We start from the raw sequence: 19,355 nt of genomic DNA on the forward strand, positions 1-19,355 counted from the left end.
CGTTTTGATCTCATAGGACATCAGTCGTGCCAGGCCTATACGCCAAACATCACCTCTCCGAACCTCGTTGATGGTCCAATTCCAAACTTGAATAACAAAAAAATCCACGGCCCGTGATGACCGTGGATTGGGTGTTTTACTGGGTAAACGATAGGCTAGAAGGTATACGCCACCCTCACCCGATCGGAAATCTTCTGTTCATCTGGGTTGAAAACCGGGGATTCGTAGGCATCCATCGCCGCCATTTCCATCTTCGCTGCGCCACGGAGCACCACAGGGTAGTTGCTGGCAGGTGCGCCGTAGCTGATGTGGAATACCTTGATGGTTTGGATACCCATGGCCTTGGCGATCGTTTCGGCTTTGGACTTGGCATCGGCCAGGGCCAATTCGAGAAGCTGTTTCTCGGTAGACTTACGCAATTCATCCGAGACTACAAACTGCACCTGAAAGCCCATATCCGCAGTCTGATGGAGGGTTTCGGTGATTTTGACCAAGTTGTCACCGGTATTTTTCAGCTTGATCTTGATGTTTTGGCTGGCCACATAGCCGCTGTCTTTGGAGGAGTTGTTGGTCCAGATACGGTTCACATTCACGAAGTAATTGTCCACCGTGAAGACATAATCCTTCACTTTGGTCTTCTTCAGTGCATCCTCGATTGACTTGGTTTTCTTGTTGAGGCCATTGGTCGCATCGGCCACCTTCAGGGCCTTCTCGACCAAATTGATCTGGATGACAGCTTCGTCGGGCATGACGGAGACTTCACTGACGCCCTCCACCTCGATCAGGGGGATTTCCTTTTGGGCAAAGGCCGTAAATGCCAACAAGAAGAGCGGGAGAAAATAAAGCAGCTTTTTCATGGTCTAAGTTTCGTTTATTTCCCAGACGTTTCAAAATCCAGGCCCGTTTTGGGGAAAGGGTGGGATTTAACGGATATTAAGAAAAGAGATGGGAGATGTGAGATATCAGACGGGAGACATACGACATAAGATTCAAGACTCAAGACTTGGGATTTGAGAAATCGGATGGCGCAGGCAAGGACACCACTTTTAACGGATACACCTCCTTTTTCCAAAAAACAATCCGCAAATCAAAAGGGCATTTTATAAGCTGTATCCAAAATCTACTATCTTAGGAGGTAGGGAAAAACGAGATAAACCTTCGCCTATCTACCTAAATCCGGGGCCAAAATCGAAGGTTTGTTTCGTGTATATACAAGTTGGTGGCAAGTGTACCGAAACACCACTGACAAATAGACGATTTAAACAAAAGTTTGACAAATGAAGACAATAAAAATTTTTGCAATTGCATTAAACATTATTGCAATAGGTTGTGCACCTCTTAAACAGGTAACAGTCATTAAGAACGACAAAATTGAGAATTATAAATACGTCTATATCACCCCAACAAAAAGTTTGACTTCAAGTTCAGGGGGAGTATATGGCGGAAATTACGGTTTGTATGGTAGCACTACAAGCAAAAGCGTTAATCCAAGTGACGTAATTTCAGGAATACTATTAAAGGAAGGTTTTTCACAATTACCCGAATTAAAAGACGAATTAAAAGACGAAACTCTAATTGTAAATTATGGAGAAAGTGGCAGAAGGAACAGAGGTTTAGGTTATACGATTGAAGTAACCATACAATTCCTTTCAGCAAAAACAAATACCACAGTCTGTTCCTGCACAGCAGAAGGACAAGGAGAAACGGAAGCAGACGACATTAGACAGGCAATAACCCGTTGTTTAAACGGGTTGCTTTCAAAAGAAAATTGATTTTATTAGCAGTGTATAATATTACCCTCATCTCAACAGTTCACAAAGAAATTGGAAAATGTAATTCTGAGGAATTGTATAGAATATTTCAGTCTATAAATCCCGATGTAATTTTTTTAGAAGCATTTGATAACAGTTATTCCAAATATCACCAAATGCTATTTTCTCAATTCGGAGTCTATCAAGAACGGTTAGAAATAAAAGCCATACAGGCTTACAGCCAAAATCACGCTTTTGAATATGTTCCAGTTCTTGATATTGGATTGTCTGATGAATTTGAGAACAAAGTTGCGATTGTATCGGAAAATAAGGACTATCAAAGATTATTAGATAGATACATCTCATTAGAAACGAACGGTGGATTTCAATTTCTTAATAGTAAAAGAAACATTGCTCTACAAGAAGAAATGAGAGAGTTAGAAGATCGCATAATTGACGATGAAATATTGCACCAAGAAGTTAATAAAAGTATAGACGCATATGAACACTCTATGCTTCGGAACATCTATTCGTTCTGCAAAGAAAAATCATTCGATAAAGCAATATTTATGTGTGGTGCAGGACATCGAAAAACCATAACACAAAAAATCATAGAATACGAAGCGATAGAAAATTTAAAACTAAATTGGACATTTTACAACGACATATAAGACAACAGTCTAAAACACCAGCCACCAATCGAGTAGACGGCCTCGCCAACTGTTAGGTTAGCGAGGTGCGCCCCCGCCTACGGACGGGCAGGTCTCACACCACTGCCGATAGCTATCGGCACACGGGTCTCGTATACGGCGGTTCACTGGATTGTAGGTCCGATAGCCATCGGACGCAATCGTAGGTAATTGGGAAGAATGGATTCGCAGCCTTTTTGTCGCAGTATTGACAGGGTGATCGTGGTACTCAGGACAAGAATCTCAGCGGTTCCATCATGTACCCTCCACTCACCAATAACCTTACAATCCTATAACTCAATAACTTTTCAACTTAATAACCTTCGCCTCATCCCCCCAAATCCAAAATCTCCCGGATCTTGTTGATCTTTTCCATTTCGTGGTAGATACCCTCGTAGTCATCGGCGATGATCTTGTCGCGGAACTTGGACAGGTTGGCGATGTAGAGGCTCATGGCCTCGAGGATATTCTTCTTGTTTTCCTGCATGATGGGGGCCCACATCGCCGGGGAACTCTTGGCCAAGCGCACCGTCGACGCAAACCCCGAACCGGCCATATCGAAGATGTTTTTCTCGTCTTCCATCTTGTCGAGCACGGTCTTGCCGAGCATAAATGAAGTAATATGCGACAAATGGGATACAAAGGCCAGGTGCTTGTCGTGTTCCTCAGGGTCCATAAAGCGCAGCTTCATGTTCAAGGCTTCCAAGACCTCATAGGCCTTGGCTTTGAGGTGAATATTGGTTTTCTCCATCTCGCAAATGATGAAGACTTTGCGGTCCAGCAGGTCCGCCTTTGCCGCCTTCGGTCCGGAGTATTCCGTGCCCGCAATCGGGTGCCCAGCCAAGTATTGCTCGCGCTTGGGATGGTCTTCCACGGATTTGCAGAGGAGTTCCTTGGCCGAACCGAAGTCCACGACCAGCGTCTCGGGACCAATGCGGTCCAGGGTCTCCTGCAAAAGTGCCCGCAAGGTATTGGCAGGAGTCGCCAAAATGATGATGTCGGTATCGGAATCTGCTTGGTTTTTGGCTTCGTCCACCAAACCCAGCGTCAGGGCATCTTCCAGGTTTTTGGGATTGGAATCAAATCCGGTGAGCTTGATTTCAGGTTTTGCTTTCTTCAGTGCCAAAGCAAAAGAGCCTCCCAAAAGACCCAAACCGACGATGTGTATTTTTTTCATAAAATGGATAAGGGATGAATTAAGAATTTACAATGATGAATGATAAATGGGTGACCCGTTTCCTTTGGCATTCCGAGTATTTAAAATTGGGCATTTTAAGGAAGCGAATGACCACTGCGTCCCGTCATGCTGAACCGTAGCTTGCGGAGGTGAAGCATCTCCATGATTGAGGAGACCCCTCTCCACGATAGCGATCGGGACCTCGGGGTGACGCCCAACACTCCTTCATTGCCAGGAACGAGGAATATATTTGAAAATCAGAGGGGGGAGACGGAAGAACTATCCTTGACATCATATCCGATCGATTGCTTCTTTGATTTTTTCCTCGCTCACGCATAGGGAAAATCGAATGTAACCGTGTCCCTGTGTGCCGAATACGGTCCCCGGTGTGACAAAGATAGATTTCTCATGCAGCAGGTAATCGACCCATGCTTCGGCGGATTTTCCGTCTTGGATTTTGCACCAGACAAACATCCCTGCGCTTTCTTTTTCATAGGAGAAACCCAGCTTCCAGGCCAATTCCCAAATCAGCCTCCTTCTCTCGGCATATGTCCGGTTCAAGCCGTCGTACCAATCCTGTCCCAGTCCCAAGGCCGCGACCGCACCCTGCTGAATGCCCAAAAACATTCCCGAGTCCATGTTACTTTTGACCTTGGTCACGGCTTGGATCCATTCCGGCTTGCCCGCCAGCATTCCGACACGCCATCCGGCCATGTTGGATGTCTTGCTCAGGGAATTCAGTTCGAGGGTGACGTCCATCGCCCCGGCGACTTGGAGTATGCTTTTCGGCTTTGGTTCCAGGACAAAGCTGTAGGGATTGTCATGGACGATGAGGATGCCGTGTTTTTTTCCAAAAGCCACAATTTCCTCGAAAACCCCCAAGTCCGCCCGCGCACCCGTCGGCATATGCGGGTAATTGGCCCACATGATTTTCACTCTGGAAAGGTCCCGGGATTCGATTTCCTTCCAATCTGGCCTCCAAGCGTTCTCAGCCTTCAGCGCATAGGGAACCACCTCCACACCGAGCAATGCAGCGACCGAGCGATAAGTCGGATAGCCCGGGTCGGGAACCAACACTTGGTCTCCTGCATCCAAAAAGGCCATCGAGATATGCATAATGCCTTCCTTGGATCCCATCAGGGGAAGGATTCCGGTGTTTGGATTGAGTGCGACACCGTAGAATCTCTGGTAAAAATCCGCAAAACCCGCTCTCAGGGCCGGGACTCCTTGGTACCCTTGGTAGCCGTGGGAATTTGGCTTCCCCGCCGACAGAGCCAAGGCCTCCACGACCGCAGGATGGGGTGGCAAGTCGGGACTGCCGATGCCCATGTTGATGATGGGTTTTCCCGCCGTCTGCAATTGGGCTACCTCCCGGAGTTTTTGGGAGAAGTAATACTCCTGCACATCAGCCAAGCGTTTGGAGTAGCCTTTCATCTTGATGCTATATTGGGTTGAAAAACTATGCCTGCCTCCTCTTTTCTGCTTCTGTACTCCCCAAAAATCTTGATGCCACCTCCGTGGGCCCGGACAGCAGCCAAGGCGCTTTGGTAATTTTCATAGGTATCGAACACGGTATCGATGAAAAAGGAATAATTCCAAGGCTCGTCGATCACGGGAATGGACTGGATTTTACTCAGGTCCAGGTCATGGGCACTCAGCAGCGTCAGCAAATGGGCGAGGCTTCCTTTTTCGTTGGAAATGGTCAGTTTGAGCGAAGCTTTATTGGGCAGGAAATCTGCCGGTTTTCGTTCGCTGCAAAGGAGGATAAAACGGGTGAAGTTATTTTTTACCGTCTGAATGTCGGCTGCCAATATCTCCAATTGATAAATCGCCGCGGCGGTTTTGCTGGCGATGGCGCCGATTCCTACGAGGGACTCCTCCCCTATCCTTTGTGCAACGGACGCGGTGTCCACATCGTCGATCAGGGAGATTTTTGGATAGTCCTGAAAGAACTTCTTGCACTGCAACAGCGCCATGGGGTGCGAACGGACCTCGGTTAAGTCTTCGATTCTCTGCCCAGGCAGCGCCATCAGGTTGTGTGAAATCGGCAAATAATACTCGTCCATGATCCACAGACCATACCGGTCGATCAATTCATAATTGGGCAAAATCGCCCCTGCGATGGAATTCTCGATCGCCATCACGGCATAGGGGCAATGTCCATTGGCCACGGATTTGGCAACTTCTTCAAATGTCCTGAAACCCACGATTTCAGCATCGTTGCCGAAACAATTGAGTGCCACTTGATGGTGGAACGAACCGGGAATACCTTGGATGGCGATTTTCATGGTCGACTGAGATTATGGAAAAACAAGATCAATACCTTTTATCCGCTCAAAATGCTTGTAATTCAGGCTAGCAAGTGGTCGGTTGTGCCGCTTTGCAGAGGCCGCGATAAATAGGTCCGAGAGGGCAAGTTGTTTGTTGATCTTCTTCAATTCGAGTTGAAAGGCTACAGCCATTTCCGCAGCCCGATTGTCAAACGGTAATACGTTGATGACTTCAAGCATATCTTTCCAGAAATCAACCTGAACAGGAGTCATTCCAAATTTCAATTCAAAGGCGGTCACGGAGGTGATTTCGAAATAGTCATAATTTGCCATAAGTTGGGCGAAAAAAGTCTCCTGTTTTTTCACTTTTCGAAAATATTCGACCAAAACAGAGGTGTCAAGGCAAATTACTTTTTCCCCCATTGATCTATCGATTTTCTTGCCTCTTCGATTCTAGCCAACTCATCTTCGCTGAGGGTCGGTCCATTTAAAAGTAATTCCTCCAATTTCTTCTTGTTCTCGGGGCCTTTTTTGGCTCTCTGCAAATCATCCAAAAAAATCTTCACGTCCGCAATTTCATCCGGACTTAGCTGCAGAAGCAGATGCTTAAGTTGCTCAAAACCAATATGTACTGAAGTTTCCATAGCCTAAATATACGAAGATCTACTTTTTAAAGATAAAATACACCGCCAAGACCAAAAAGCCGAATCCAATCAGGTGGTTGACTTTGATGCTCTCGTTTTTGAAAAACAGAAAAGTGAAAATCATGAACACGACCAAAGTGATGACTTCCTGCAAGACCTTCAACTGTACCAGGGAAAAAGGTCCGCCGTTTTCGCGGAACCCGATCCGATTTGCCGGGACTTGGAAGATGTACTCAAAAAATGCGATCCCCCAGCTAATCAGCACAATCGATATCAATCCAAGATTCTCGAACCATTTGAGTTCCTTGAACTTCAGGTGTCCGTACCATGCCAAGGTCATGAAGGTATTGGACAAAATGAGGAGGGAGATGGTGAGGAGGGCTTTCATGGGGGAGATTAGAAAGTTATTAAGTTTTTGGTTATTGGGTTAGAAGGTTGGAAAGTTATAAGGTTATTGAGTTATTGGTTATTGGGATTTCCGTTCTACCTATGCCTCTCGCTTCTCGCTTCTCGCTTCTCTCCTCCTGCTTCTTGTTTCTTGTTTCTTGGCTCTTGTTTCTCGCCTATCACATCTCCTTCTCCACCAAGCCCACATGTTTCCAAAAACTTGGATACGACTTATTGACGACAGCCGGATCTTCGATGATGACCCTGGTTTTGGTCATAAGGGGCATAAATGCCATCGCCATCCGGTGGTCGTCGTAGGTATGGATGCGTACTTCGTGCGGCATTTTCACGGAGGGAATGACCGTAAACGCACCTTCTTTTTCCTCCACGAGTTGCGCGTTGAACTTTGCCAATTCCTGTTGCAAGGCAAAAATCCGATCGGTTTCCTTGATCCGCAAGCTTTCCAATCCAGTAAATACCGCTTTTTGTCCGATGATCGCGCAGGTGACGGCGACGGTTTGCGCCAAGTCAGGGCAATGTGTAAAATCCCAGGAAGTCAAACCCTTCACAGGCTGCTTGGTCAAGCGGACGCCACCTTTTTCAAATTGGGATTTTACCCCCAAGCGGTCCATGATCTCCACAATTTTGGAATCACCCTGTAGGCTGTTTTCCTTCAGGCCTTCCAAAAACAAACCTCCCGAGTCCGCACAGGCCAACAGACTGAACCAATAAGAAGCGCCCGACCAATCACTTTCCACATGGAAAGTAGTCGGCTGATAGGCCTGATGGGGAACTTTGATGGTGTTTTCTTCCCAAGTATGCTGCACGCCAAACTCACGCATGAGCTCCAAAGTCATTTGGATATAGGTCCTCGACCCGATTTTTCCTTCGAGTTCGAGTTCCAAACCCATCGGCAAAACAGGTGCGATCATCAACATTGCGGAGATATACTGCGATGAAACATCCCCACGCATCTTGATTTTGTTGGATTTTTGCTCCTTAATGCCATGGACAGCCAAAGGTGGATAACCTTCCACATTCATATAGTGGATCTCAGCCCCGATTTCCCGCAGCGCTTCGACCAATATCCCGATGGGCCTCTCGCACATGCGCGGCGTACCCGTCATGACCTTGTGCTGATTGGTCACTGCAGCATAGGCGGTCAAAAACCGCATCGTCGTCCCCGCATCCAACACATCGTAAATAGGCGGATTTTGTCCCAATAGCCGAATCATCGTTTGTGTATCACGGGCCTCGGCAAGATTATGGAGCTTATTTTTCCCCTTTGTCAGTGCGTCGATGACCAAAGCGCGGTTGCTTTCGCTTTTGGAAGAAGGCAAGGGAATGACGGTTGGCCTAAAGGCTGAAATCTGGGATAATGTCTTTGTTTCCAACAGGGTATCCATTAGGATTTTAAAGCTTTTTGTGAAATGGATTGGTAAAACTGGACGGCCTCGGATATTTCCTCGACCGAACAGGGAATGTCATAGGTGCAATCTCCTATCGCGCGCAGTAGGGAAAAATTGAGCGTCGCGCCCACATTTTTTTTGTCCTGCAGGCAAAGATTGACGATGCTTTCGATATCGCCTGAATTCACTTCAAAATGACCGTAGACGGTAAGCAAAAAGTCCGTGACTGCCTGCAATTGATCGGCAGAAAGCCCTGATTTTCGATTGGAAAGCCAAGCCTCGCAAATCATGCCAATGGCGATGGCCTCCCCGTGCAGCAGGTGTTTGGCTGAATCCAAATAGAATGACTCAAAGGCATGTCCGATTGTATGGCCAAAGTTGAGGATTTTGCGTAGACCGGACTCCTTGGGGTCTTGTTCAACCACTCGCTTTTTGATGCCGACTGATTTTCGAATCAGCGCATCCCAAACTTGGCTTTCCCACTCGACAGGTTTCAAGCCTGAGAAATAGGTGGCATCCTGGATCAATCCATGCTTGATGATTTCCGCATAGCCTGAGCGCAACTCGGCATGAGGAAGGGTCTTGAGGAATTCGCTCGCCACGATTACGGTTTCCGGATCGGTAAAGACACCGATATGGTTTTTGAACCCCTTAAAATCAATGCCCAACTTTCCGCCCACGCTCGCATCCACCATCGAAAGTAGGCTTGTGGGAAGGTTGATAAACCGGATTCCGCGCTTGTAGGTCGCGGCGCAAAAGCCTCCCATATCGCCGGTCACGCCCCCACCCAAGTTGATGATGAGCGCCTTTCGGTCAAAGCCTTCCTCCGTCATCCAAGTCCAAATGTCTTGGCAGGTCCCGAGGTGTTTGTTGATTTCCCCTGCGGGAAAACTGAATACCGCATGATCTGGTAGAACTGATTTCACCAAGGGATAACAATCCCGGAAAGTATTGCTGTCCGTAATTACTCCCAAGCGGGATAATTGGAATTGCCGAAGGATTTCCGGCAAATCGTTTCTGACATTATTGGAAAAAAGGACTGATTCCAAAACTGGGGAATTTTGCGGTCTCTGTATTCAAGGGAAAGAAAACAGCCAAATGGATATGTATTCCCTTTGGCTGTTTTGGCTATATGCTATTTTTTGACGGGATCGGCCTCGCGGAGTTGTTTTTCCTGTCTTTTGACTGACTCCTCGTGGATGCAGTAGAGCAGTTCTTTCATGAACTTCTCACTGAGGTTTTTGGCAATTCCCTTTTGGGTACGCGATTCCATCACATATTTCCAACGGTCAGACTGGAATACAGTCAAATGGTTTTCGCGCTTGTAGGCGCCAACCTGATCGATCAGGGAAAACCGCTCTTGCAGGATATCGAGCAATTGGTCATCCAAATGGTCAATGGCAGTCCTGAGGTCGTTGAGACGCTCGCTTGGCTGTTCGGCACCCAAGGTGTCTTTGAAGTCGATTTGGGAAAGGATTTCCTTCAATCGTGCTGGAGTCACTTGTTGTTTGGCATCAGACCAAGCTTTGTCGGGATCGTGGTGCGTTTCGATCATCAAGCCATCCAAACCAAAGTTGATGGCGCGCTGGGCGGTTTCCAAAATCCCCTCACGGTTACCTACAATATGGCTGGGGTCGTTGATCACTTCCATGCCTTTCCACTCCCTCTTCAGGTGGATAGGCATGGACCAATTGGGTTTGTTGCGGAATCGCTTGTCATAGGAGTCAGAAAACCCTCTATGGATAGCTGCCAGCTTTTTCAAACCCACGGCGTGCATTCTTTCCAAAGCACCAATCCACAACTGGAGATCAGGATTCATGGGGTTTTTGATCATGACTGGGATATCTGTACCACGAAGGGCCTCGGCGATTTCCTGTACCGCAAATGGATTGACGGTGGTTCGCGCTCCAATCCATACGACGTCCACTTTATGCTTGAGTGCCAGTTCGGCGTGGGCTGCATTGCCAACCTCCGTGGTAATCGGAATATTCAGGTGGTGGCGAACGATTTCCATCCACTTCAGACCATCTTCACCAATTCCTTCAAATGCTCCTGGCCTGGTCCTTGGTTTCCAAATTCCGGCCCGGAACATGTCGGGTACCATGTTTTCCTTCTTCATATCCAAGCAGATTTGCTCGATCTGCTGAGGCGTTTCGGCGCTGCAGGGCCCTGCGATGATGACGTGGCCTTCGATTCCCAAGCCCCAATCTTTGATTTGTAAATGGTCGTTCATGATTTGATTGTTTAAAAAAAAAGCCCGATCCTTTCGAACCGGGCTTTTTTTGCTGTTTATATTTTTTAGTTTTTTACCAGACAATGTGCAGCTCCGATTCGACCTTCGAGGCGAAAGTAAAAGTAAAAGAAGGTAAAATAGGCGAATGCTGCGATTAACATGTTCCAAAAGTAAAGGGCCACTTTTTCAAAAACAAACAATTTTTTGAATAATTTTTAATTTTTCACAAATCATACGGTGGATTCAACAATCAAATCCAAAAAACATACTTTGCCTGTTCCGGACGGAATTTTATTTCGCATACCTCCAGATGATTGATTTGTTTCTAGTCTTTTTTGCCCAGAATCCGCTCCTGCACATCAATCGATTGGGCGTGGATCAGTTGGAAAATTTCCCGTACAAAAGCGGGGTCGAGTTTGAGTGATTTCGCCCAATCAGGTCGACTTTCAAAAATCTCCCTCCATCGCTCGAGTTGGAAGATCGCAACATTGTTTTCCTTCTTGTACTCCCCAGCCTGCTCGACAAGGTGCATCCTGCGGCTCAATGTCTCCAACAATTGCCTGTCAATATCATCTACCTTTTCCCGCAAAAATTCCAATTGGGAGGCAAACTTCGGATTGGGAGAGAATCCGGAACGAAGGTGCAGGCTTCTCAACAATGTGGAAAGATCGCCGGGAGTCAATTGCTGCGCCGCGTCGGACCAAGCCGCATCGGGGTCTACATGGGACTCGATGATCAGTCCGTCAAAATTCAGGTCCAAAGCCATTTGGGCAATGCCCAGTACCAAGTGCCGCTGTCCACTGATATGGCTGGGGTCGTTGATGATGGGCAATTCTGGGAAACGGGTCTTCAATTCAATCGGGATTTGCCACATGGGACTGTTCCTATATAGCTTTTCATTGAAATTGGAAAAACCGCGGTGAATTGCCGCCAACCTTTCAATACCCGCTTTATTGATACGTTCCAAGGCTCCGATCCAAAGCCCAATATCTGCGTTGACCGGGTTTTTGACCAATACGGGAATGTCAACTCCCTTCAAGCTATCCGCGATTTCCTGGACCGTGAAGGGATTGACCGTAGACCTTGCCCCAATCCAAAGGACGTCAATGCCGTGACCAAGGGCCTGTTCCACATGTCGCGCCGAAGCGACTTCGACTGCGAATTTGACATCATGCCTATTCTTGACATCAACTATCCACGAAAGCGCAATATCCCCCACCCCTTCGAAACTGCCAGGCCGGGTTCTCGGTTTCCAAACGCCGCCACGGATGATCTTTATCCCCGCCTCGACCAAACCGGCTACCGTGCGGTCCAATTGCTCGGGTGTTTCGACACTGCAAGGACCTGCGATTACCAAAGGCTTGTTGGCTTGATTTTCCGAAAGGAGCGGCTTCAAATTCATCTTCTACGGCTTTGTCCACAAAACCTCTCCCTCAGTGGAAGAGTTTGTAAAATTCGCACAATTATTCAAAATATTATTCTGATTTGCTGTGAAAACAATGCCCTTCCCGCGGCAGTTTTTTGATATATTTGCGCCGTCAATCTTGTCCTATGCAAGTCAAACCCAATATATCTTTCGAAAACCTGGAGGTGGCATTTGCTTCCAAATCAGATGCAGAACTGAAAAAAATGTACCTGATTTTCGCAACGATCAACAATAATCTTGCGGTGAGTGTCGGTACCAAATTGGCCAATTGGTCTTTTGCCCTGGGCCTTCCGATCAAAGGTTTGATGAAAAAAACCATGTTCGGGCACTTCTGCGGCGGGGAAAATATTGAGGACTGTCAAAAATCCGTGGACGTGTTGGCCAAGTACCATATCCATACGATTCTGGATTATTCGGTAGAAGGAAAGGGCGACGAGGAAAGCTTTGACGCCACCAAAAACGAAATCCTGAAGACGATCGAAAGGTCAGCTGGTGATGAAAATATGCCATTCGCCGTGTTCAAGGTGACCGGCTTGGGTGACTTTGGCATCATGACCAAAATCCAGGCTGGCCAACAGCTGAGCAATGGCGAAAAAGAATCTTTTGAAAAGTTGAAGGCCCGTGTGGATGAACTCTGCGCTGCAGCACATGCCGCTAATACAAAGATCTTGATCGATGCCGAGGAATCGTGGTTTCAGGAGGTCATAGATAAAATGGCCTACGAAGCAATGGAAAAATACAACCAAAAATCCTGCATTGTCTACAACACCTTCCAAATGTACCGCCACGATATGCTTGGAAGATTGAAAAAGGCGCATCAAATCGCCTTGGAGAAGGGATACTGGTTTGGGGCAAAACTGGTGCGCGGGGCCTACATGGAAAAAGAACGGGAACGCGCGGCTGAAATGGGATATCCAAGCCCGATACAGCCTACCAAAGAAGCATCAGACCGCGATTACAATTCGGCTTTGGAGTATTGCATGGAACACATCGCTACCATGGGTTTGGTGTCGGGTTCACACAATGAGCAGAGCAATATCCTGCTTACCCAGCTTTTGTCCAAGTACGGCATCAGTACAACCGATGACAGGGTTTACTTTGCGCAGTTGTATGGCATGAGTGACAATATTTCCTTTAACCTCGCCAAGGAAGGTTTCAACGTGGTGAAGTACGTTCCCTATGGCCCCGTGGAAAAAGTAATGCCTTATCTTTCGCGCCGGGCAGAAGAAAACACATCTGTGGCGGGCCAAAGCAGCCGGGAATTTGACTTGGTGAAGCGGGAAATAGCGAGGAGAAAGAAATTGAAAAGGAAATAGGGATTGGTAATTGGTTAAAAGTTATTAGTGAATAGTCCATAGACCATAGCTGAGGAATCTGGTCAAAGCAAGGAAAGCTGATGGTAGTAGAACAATTTTGTAATCGGTTTTATGGGATTTTGACAATTGAACTTGTTTTCTCACGTCTCATATCTCGTGTCTCATATCTCACATCTTAAATCTCATATCTAAATCATAATGCAATTATTGAGCGAACAGGAACTGGAACGGCGGAAAGACCGGGAGGAATTGATGCAACTGGGGATAGACCCCTATCCTGCGGCATCGTTCCCCATCAATGTCACAGCCGAAGACATCCATAAAAACTACGAAAACAACAAAACCGATTACAAGGATATCTCCATTGCCGGCAGGCTGATGAGCAGGCGGATCATGGGTTCGGCTTCATTTGCCGAGATCCAAGATGCGACGGGCCGGTTACAGATCTATGTAAGGAGAGATGATATTTGCCCTGAGGAGGACAAGACACTTTACAATACTGTCTTCAAGAAATTGCTGGGAATCGGTGATTTCATCGGTGTCAAAGGATACATTTTCACCACGCAGACAGGGGAAATTTCCCTCCATGTGACGGAATTGAAGATACTTTCCAAGTCCGTGAAACCGCTTCCGATCGTCAAGCGTGACGATGATGGCAATGTGTACGATGGATTCACAGATCCTGAGTTGCGGTACCGTCAGCGCTATGTGGATCTGACTGTCAATCCGGAGGTGAAGCATGTGTTTGTGACCCGATCGCGCATTATTTCCAAAATGCGTCAATACTTTGACGACCATGGTTGGCTGGAAGTAGAGACGCCCATTCTCCAGCAGGTGCATGGCGGCGCGGCAGCAAGACCGTTCAACACCCACCACAACACATTGGACATGCCGCTTTTTCTGCGCATTGCCAATGAATTGTATTTGAAAAGGCTGATCGTGGGTGGGTTTGACGGTGTGTACGAAATCGGGAAGATGTTCCGCAACGAAGGCATGGACCGTACGCACAATCCTGAGTTTACGGGCATGGAAATCTACGTGGCTTACAAGGATTACGTCTGGATGATGGAAATGGTAGAGGATCTATTGGAGAAAATCACCCAATCCATCCACGGCACGACCAAAGTACAAGTCGGCGACAAATCCATTGACTTTGCAGGGCCATACAGGCGCTTGAGCATGTTTGATTCCATCAAGGAATATGCAGGCGTGGATGTCAGCGAGATGGACGAAGTGGCGCTCAGGGCTACCTGCCACAGCATGGGCATCGAAGTGGACGACTCCATGGGCAAAGGGAAGTTGATCGATGAGATTTTTGGTGAAAAAGTGGAAGCACACCTCATACAGCCGACCTACATCACCGATTATCCGGTAGAGATGACTCCTTTGGCGAAAAAGCACCGATCCAAGGAAGGCTTGGTCGAGCGTTTTGAGCTTTTTGTCAACGGAAAAGAAATCGCCAACGCGTATTCCGAATTGAATGACCCGATCGTGCAGCGGGAACGCTTTGAGGAGCAATTGAAACTAGCCGCGAGGGGCGACGACGAGGCCATGGCCATGGACGAGGATTTCCTGCGTGCTTTGGAGTATGGCATGCCGCCAACCTCGGGACTTGGGATTGGTATCGACCGATTGACCATGCTTCTGACCAACAAGTCCACGATTCAGGAAGTACTTTTCTTCCCGCAAATGCGTCCTGAGAAGAAAATCAACATCGCTTCTGATGAAGATTTCATGGCATTGGGTATTCCGGGAGGACTCATTCCGGCCATCCGGGATTTGAATATCCAAACCATTGAGCAACTGAAGGAACAAGACCCTAACAAGTTGTTCAACGATGTCTGTGGACGAAGGAAAAAACTGAAACTCGAAGTGCCGAATCCAAGCAAGGAGGAGGTCGAGGCGTGGCTGAAGTAGTGGATTGACCGCAGGATTCATTCTCCCGGCTTTCTATTTCACAACAGAAAAGGATAACTTGGGGGAGCCTTTCAAAGGGCTCCCTTTTTTTGTTTCCGACGATTGATACCTCCGTATCATTCGAAACAAATCAAAATAGGGCAAACATATACTGTGGTCAGGAAAGTAAAATGGACCGTTTTCAACGACAATACATAGTACCTGGATTTGGCAAGGAAGCCCAAGAAAAGTTGGCGAAAGCCAAGGTCTTGGTGATTGGTGCGGGTGGCTTAGGTTGTCCTGCACTGTTATACCTGGCAGCGGCTGGTGTGGGCCATATCGGCATTGTGGACGGTGACGAGGTTTCGATTTCCAACCTGAACCGCCAAGTATTGTTTGGAGAAAGCCACATTGGACTCAATAAGGCAGAAGTCGCGGCGCATGCAATCAAGACCAAGTACTCGGACATCAAGGTGGAAGCCATTCCGGAATTTCTCACAACTCAAAATGTTTGGATGATTTTATCCAGATATGACTTGGTAGTGGACGGTTCTGACAATTTTCCCACAAGATATCTTGTCAACGATGCTTGCGTGTTACTTCGTAAGCCGATCGTATTTGGCGCAGTATTTCAGCACCAAGGTCAGGTCGGTATCCTCAACGCAGCCGGTCCAGAGAGTATCAACTATCGCGACATCTATCCCGATTTGCCATCGGCCTACGAGATTCCCAATTGTAGCGAAACAGGTGTTTTGGGCGTTTTGCCGGGCATCATTGGCACGCTTCAAGCAGCAGAAGCCATCAAATGGCTCACTGGTTTTGGGAGTCTATTGGTTGACAAACTGCTTTTTTATAACCTACTCGACCACAGCGTCTACGAAGTCTCCCTGAGCAAGAATCCCAAATCCCAAATCAACAGGCCGAAAGATCGGGGCGAGCTGGAAGATACGGACTACGCGGTGGCATGTGGGGATGGCGACACCTTGGGTTGGGCGGAAGCCCTAGGCCTGATGAATAACCATTCGCAGGCCGTATTGGTGGATGTGAGGGAAAAAGACGAGCGTCCGCTCCTGAATGGCTTCACTTACCGCTCCATGCCTTTTTCCCAAATCGAAGACAATAAAAATGTGGTTGGGGATTCTGAATTGGTGTTGTTATTTTGCCAAAGTGGAATCCGCAGCTTGAAGGCCCTGAAAATCTTACAGCGGGAGTTTCCCGGAAAAAGAATCCATTCAATCTCCGGAGGCATTGAGGCACAGGATTCCCCGATCTACAATCGATAATTATGGAAAAGCAACGAGCTCCAAAAAACATATTTGTACAGGGACCGATTTCGCCTGAAAAGATCGCCCAATCCATCGCCAACCACAGCAGCAAGACGGACATCGGAGGCCATAGCATTTTCCTGGGCCAAGTAAGGGCCGACGAAAAGGAAGACGGCAAAGTGACATCCATCCTTTACTCCGCTTACGAAGAAATGGCCTTGCAAAAGGCCTTCGAAATCCGCGAGGACATTTTTGCCAAGTATCCCTTGACCTGTATGCACATCTACCATAGTCTTGGAGAAGTCAAAGTCGGCGAAATCTGCCTTTTTGTATTTACTTCATCCAAACATCGAAAAGCCGCCATCGACTCCTGCGAAGAACTGGTAGAGCGCATCAAAAAGGAAGTACCCGTTTGGGGAAAGGAGATCGTGGAAAATGGTACAGACGTCTGGAAGGAAAATCGCTGAGAGGTTGGGGAGGTTATTGGTTATTAGGTTATTGGTGATTGGTTATTGGTGATTGGTTATTGGGTTGTCGGTGAGGAATACCTGAGATGATTGGGAGACGACTTGGGTCTTTCCCAAAATGCCAAAGTAGAATCGCCTAGCTGGTGACCATATTTCGAAATACCTGATTTATCAATACAAATGAAGCCTTCTGACATAAAGAGATGGTGGATTTAAATAGTAAGCAACGAAAAACGGCATCCAAAGCGGGAAAATGATTGACATCACACATAAATCATCCACACTTCGAAAGGCTATTGCCCAAGCGATCGTGAAAGTCGGGTCTTTGGAGACCATCCAAGCTTTGGTGGACCGCAAAGTCCCCAAAGGAGATGTATTCGAAATGGCAAAAACCGCAGGTTTGTTCGCTGCAAAACGCACGGCCGACATGATTCCCGATTGCCATCCGCTACCAATCGAATATACAGGCATAAGCTACCGAATTGAGGGGAATAGCATATACATTTTTGCCGAAATCCACACCATTTACAAGACGGGGGTCGAAGTGGAAGCCATGCATACCGCTTCGGTTGTTGCACTCACGATGTACGATATGCTCAAACCAATTGACAAAAACATCAGCATCGAACAAATAAAACTCATCGAAAAAAAAGGAGGCAAAACTGATTATTCTCTAAAAGGCACAGAAGCCCTTGGTGCATCCGTCATCGTATGTTCCGACAGTATTGCCGCCGGCAAGAATGAAGATAAGGCGGGAAAGGCCATCATTGAAAGGTTGGAAAAATACGGTCTGAAGGTGCTGGATTACAAAATCATACCGGACGAGAAAGAAATCATCCAACAATCGCTCTCAAGCCTTGCAGGTATAGGGCGCGACATGGTAATTTTTACAGGAGGTACCGGGCTGTCTCCAAGGGATGTCACCCCTGAGGCGATAAGACCACTTTTGGACAAAGAAATACCCGGAGTCGAAGAAGCTATCCGCGCCTACGGGCAACAACGTACACCGTATGCAATGCTTTCCCGGTCTGTAGTCGGGCTAATCGGTAAAACGCTCGTACTCGCCTTACCGGGATCTACCAAGGGAGCCGCAGAGTCCATAGACGCGGTTTTCCCTGCGATACTCCATCTTTTTCGGGTAATGGAAGGCACCCGTCATGAAGGTGCTTAGTCAGCAATCGGTTCGATGACAACCTTGGCTGTAATCCTGTAGGCCTTGGATTGTTCCTTTCCAAAGAATTCGATCATCTGACCCAGCGCTTGCTTCAGTTCAAGGGCCCTTTCGAGAGAATGGTCATCCTGCTCTCCAAAGCGGATTTGGGAATTGAAATTCCTAAGCTTATGGTAGTTGATCTTGTACTCAAACAGATTTCGAAGGATCTCCTTTGCGTCTTCGCTGTCAAAGGTTCCATTAATCAGGTCCAAAACCTCTTCGGTCTGTTGGGTCATTGTGGATTTTTCCATGTCGGCATATTTTTGACAAATTTCAGAAACCTAACTCATAAATTTTTATTAATGTTAAAAATACAAATCATAATCTAAATTAATTAATTGATGAACGCATGTTGGATTTTTTGAAGTCAAGGAAAAATTGCGAATCCGAATTGTATTTGGTTTTGTTACTTTTGAAAGAAAACCATGCAACTGTTTTTTGCCGAACATATCGAAGGAAACACGTTCCACTTGGATCCTGAGGAATCCAACCACTTGATCAAAGTGTTGAGGAAAAGCAAGGGAGAGCGGGTATTGTTTACAGATGGAAAGGGGTATTTGTACCAATGTGTCATTCAAGATGCCAACCCCAAAAAGACGAAGCTATCGGTAGAATCGCGTCATTTCACGCCAGAGGAGGATTTCTACATCCACTTGGCAATCTGCCCCACAAAAAACGCCGACCGGATGGAATGGATGGTGGAGAAAATAACCGAAATAGGTGTCCACGAAATCAGTCTGATCCAATCCGAGCATTCGGAGCGGAGCATGATCAAATTGGATCGGCTGGAGAAAAAAATCATCGCAGCCTGCAAGCAAAGTGTGAAAACACGGATCCCCAAACTTAACCCGGTGATACCCATGGAGAAATTGGTGAGCGACCATCGATACGACGCATACGAACGGTTTATCGCCTACGTGGACAAGGAAAATGACCGTCATTTGTTCGAAAAGGCTACAGTTAACAAAGCCTATTTGGTGCTTATCGGGCCAGAGGGGGATTTTTCCCCAAAGGAACTGGAATTGGCATTCAAATATCATTTTCACCCTTGTTCTTTGGGACAAAGCAGGCTGAGGACCGAGACTGCCGGATTGGCCGCAGTCCATACACTCCAACTGTTGAACGCCATATCCAAGGATTAATGGGCAAATCTCCTTTATATCAAGACAGCAAAAGTTTCAACACTAACAACCCAGCCCAGTTAAGCCATAC

General features: G+C 47.1%; 20 protein-coding genes. 8 read left to right on the forward strand and 12 right to left on the reverse strand.

The window, feature by feature from the left end:
* Positions 1-155: 155 nt before the first annotated feature.
* Positions 156-857 (reverse strand): SIMPL domain-containing protein, encoded by a 702-nt coding sequence (locus tag L0U89_RS03300; protein WP_234860214.1) that lies wholly within the window; start codon positions 855-857, stop codon positions 156-158.
* A gap of 420 nt (positions 858-1,277) precedes the next feature.
* On the opposite strand from L0U89_RS03300, the gene L0U89_RS03305 reads away from it, so the two are divergent.
* Complete coding sequence (locus tag L0U89_RS03305) at positions 1,278-1,772, forward strand: hypothetical protein (RefSeq protein WP_234860215.1); 495 nt, start codon at positions 1,278-1,280, stop codon at positions 1,770-1,772.
* Positions 1,739-2,422 carry a hypothetical protein gene (locus L0U89_RS03310; protein ID WP_234860216.1) on the forward strand — a complete coding sequence of 228 codons (684 nt, stop codon included), beginning with the start codon at positions 1,739-1,741 and terminating at the stop codon, positions 2,420-2,422. The genes L0U89_RS03305 and L0U89_RS03310 overlap by 34 nt, the downstream gene beginning before the upstream one ends.
* A 346-nt stretch (positions 2,423-2,768) precedes the next feature.
* On the opposite strand, the gene L0U89_RS03315 is transcribed toward L0U89_RS03310, so the two are convergent.
* From L0U89_RS03315 to L0U89_RS03360, 10 genes are all read right to left on the reverse strand, one after another.
* Positions 2,769-3,617 (reverse strand): prephenate dehydrogenase, encoded by an 849-nt coding sequence (locus L0U89_RS03315; RefSeq protein ID WP_234860217.1) that lies wholly within the window; start codon positions 3,615-3,617, stop codon positions 2,769-2,771.
* Between the two features lie 291 nt (positions 3,618-3,908).
* Positions 3,909-5,051 carry a pyridoxal phosphate-dependent aminotransferase gene (locus tag L0U89_RS03320; RefSeq protein WP_234860218.1) on the reverse strand — a complete coding sequence of 381 codons (1,143 nt, stop codon included), beginning with the start codon at positions 5,049-5,051 and terminating at the stop codon, positions 3,909-3,911.
* Entirely contained in the window at positions 5,048-5,905 is an 858-nt protein-coding gene (locus L0U89_RS03325; RefSeq protein WP_234860219.1) for a prephenate dehydratase, read from the reverse strand. The genes L0U89_RS03320 and L0U89_RS03325 overlap by 4 nt, the downstream gene beginning before the upstream one ends.
* 12 nt (positions 5,906-5,917) lie before the next feature.
* Positions 5,918-6,310 (reverse strand): type II toxin-antitoxin system VapC family toxin, encoded by a 393-nt coding sequence (locus L0U89_RS03330; protein WP_234860220.1) that lies wholly within the window; start codon positions 6,308-6,310, stop codon positions 5,918-5,920.
* A complete protein-coding gene (locus L0U89_RS03335) occupies positions 6,295-6,531 on the reverse strand; it encodes a hypothetical protein (RefSeq protein ID WP_234860221.1) in 237 nt (78 codons plus the stop codon). Before L0U89_RS03335 ends, L0U89_RS03330 begins: the two co-directional genes overlap by 16 nt.
* A gap of 19 nt (positions 6,532-6,550) precedes the next feature.
* The gene (locus tag L0U89_RS03340; protein ID WP_008623417.1) at positions 6,551-6,919 is read right to left on the reverse strand and encodes a DMT family protein; all 369 of its coding nucleotides are present in this window, start codon (positions 6,917-6,919) and stop codon (positions 6,551-6,553) included.
* 178 nt (positions 6,920-7,097) lie between these two features.
* Entirely contained in the window at positions 7,098-8,324 is a 1,227-nt protein-coding gene (locus tag L0U89_RS03345) for a 3-phosphoshikimate 1-carboxyvinyltransferase (RefSeq protein WP_234860222.1), read from the reverse strand.
* On the reverse strand, positions 8,324-9,376 hold the full coding sequence (gene aroB / locus L0U89_RS03350) for a 3-dehydroquinate synthase (protein WP_234860223.1): 1,053 nt from the start codon (positions 9,374-9,376) through the stop codon (positions 8,324-8,326). The genes L0U89_RS03345 and aroB overlap by 1 nt, the downstream gene beginning before the upstream one ends.
* Before the next feature lie 86 nt (positions 9,377-9,462).
* Positions 9,463-10,560, reverse strand: a complete 1,098-nt coding sequence (locus tag L0U89_RS03355; RefSeq protein ID WP_234860224.1) for a chorismate mutase — start codon at positions 10,558-10,560, stop codon at positions 9,463-9,465.
* Between the two features lie 325 nt (positions 10,561-10,885).
* Entirely contained in the window at positions 10,886-11,962 is a 1,077-nt protein-coding gene (locus tag L0U89_RS03360; protein WP_234860225.1) for a bifunctional 3-deoxy-7-phosphoheptulonate synthase/chorismate mutase type II, read from the reverse strand.
* 149 nt (positions 11,963-12,111) lie between these two features.
* Between L0U89_RS03360 and L0U89_RS03365 the strand changes: the two genes are divergently transcribed.
* The 5 genes from L0U89_RS03365 (at position 12,112) to moaCB (ending at position 18,101) form a co-directional block, all read left to right on the forward strand.
* A complete protein-coding gene (locus L0U89_RS03365; RefSeq protein ID WP_234860226.1) occupies positions 12,112-13,302 on the forward strand; it encodes a proline dehydrogenase family protein in 1,191 nt (396 codons plus the stop codon).
* Positions 13,303-13,500: 198 nt separating this feature from the next.
* Positions 13,501-15,219 (forward strand): lysine--tRNA ligase, encoded by a 1,719-nt coding sequence (lysS, locus tag L0U89_RS03370; protein WP_234860227.1) that lies wholly within the window; start codon positions 13,501-13,503, stop codon positions 15,217-15,219.
* A 170-nt stretch (positions 15,220-15,389) separates the two neighbouring features.
* Entirely contained in the window at positions 15,390-16,481 is a 1,092-nt protein-coding gene (locus L0U89_RS03375; RefSeq protein WP_234860228.1) for a HesA/MoeB/ThiF family protein, read from the forward strand.
* A gap of 2 nt (positions 16,482-16,483) precedes the next feature.
* A complete protein-coding gene (locus tag L0U89_RS03380) occupies positions 16,484-16,930 on the forward strand; it encodes a molybdenum cofactor biosynthesis protein MoaE (RefSeq protein ID WP_234860229.1) in 447 nt (148 codons plus the stop codon).
* A 253-nt stretch (positions 16,931-17,183) separates the two neighbouring features.
* Positions 17,184-18,101, forward strand: coding sequence for a bifunctional molybdenum cofactor biosynthesis protein MoaC/MoaB (gene moaCB / locus L0U89_RS03385; RefSeq protein ID WP_234860230.1), 918 nt, complete (start codon positions 17,184-17,186; stop codon positions 18,099-18,101).
* Here the strand turns inward: moaCB and L0U89_RS03390 are convergent.
* Positions 18,098-18,394, reverse strand: coding sequence for a hypothetical protein (locus L0U89_RS03390; protein ID WP_234860231.1), 297 nt, complete (start codon positions 18,392-18,394; stop codon positions 18,098-18,100). The two genes, moaCB and L0U89_RS03390, sit on opposite strands and share 4 nt — an antisense overlap.
* Before the next feature lie 174 nt (positions 18,395-18,568).
* Between L0U89_RS03390 and L0U89_RS03395 the strand changes: the two genes are divergently transcribed.
* Entirely contained in the window at positions 18,569-19,285 is a 717-nt protein-coding gene (locus L0U89_RS03395; protein ID WP_234860232.1) for a 16S rRNA (uracil(1498)-N(3))-methyltransferase, read from the forward strand.
* Positions 19,286-19,355 lie beyond the last annotated feature (70 nt).

Source organism: Mariniradius sediminis (assembly GCF_021491425.1).
GTDB lineage: Bacteria > Bacteroidota > Bacteroidia > Cytophagales > Cyclobacteriaceae > Mariniradius > Mariniradius saccharolyticus.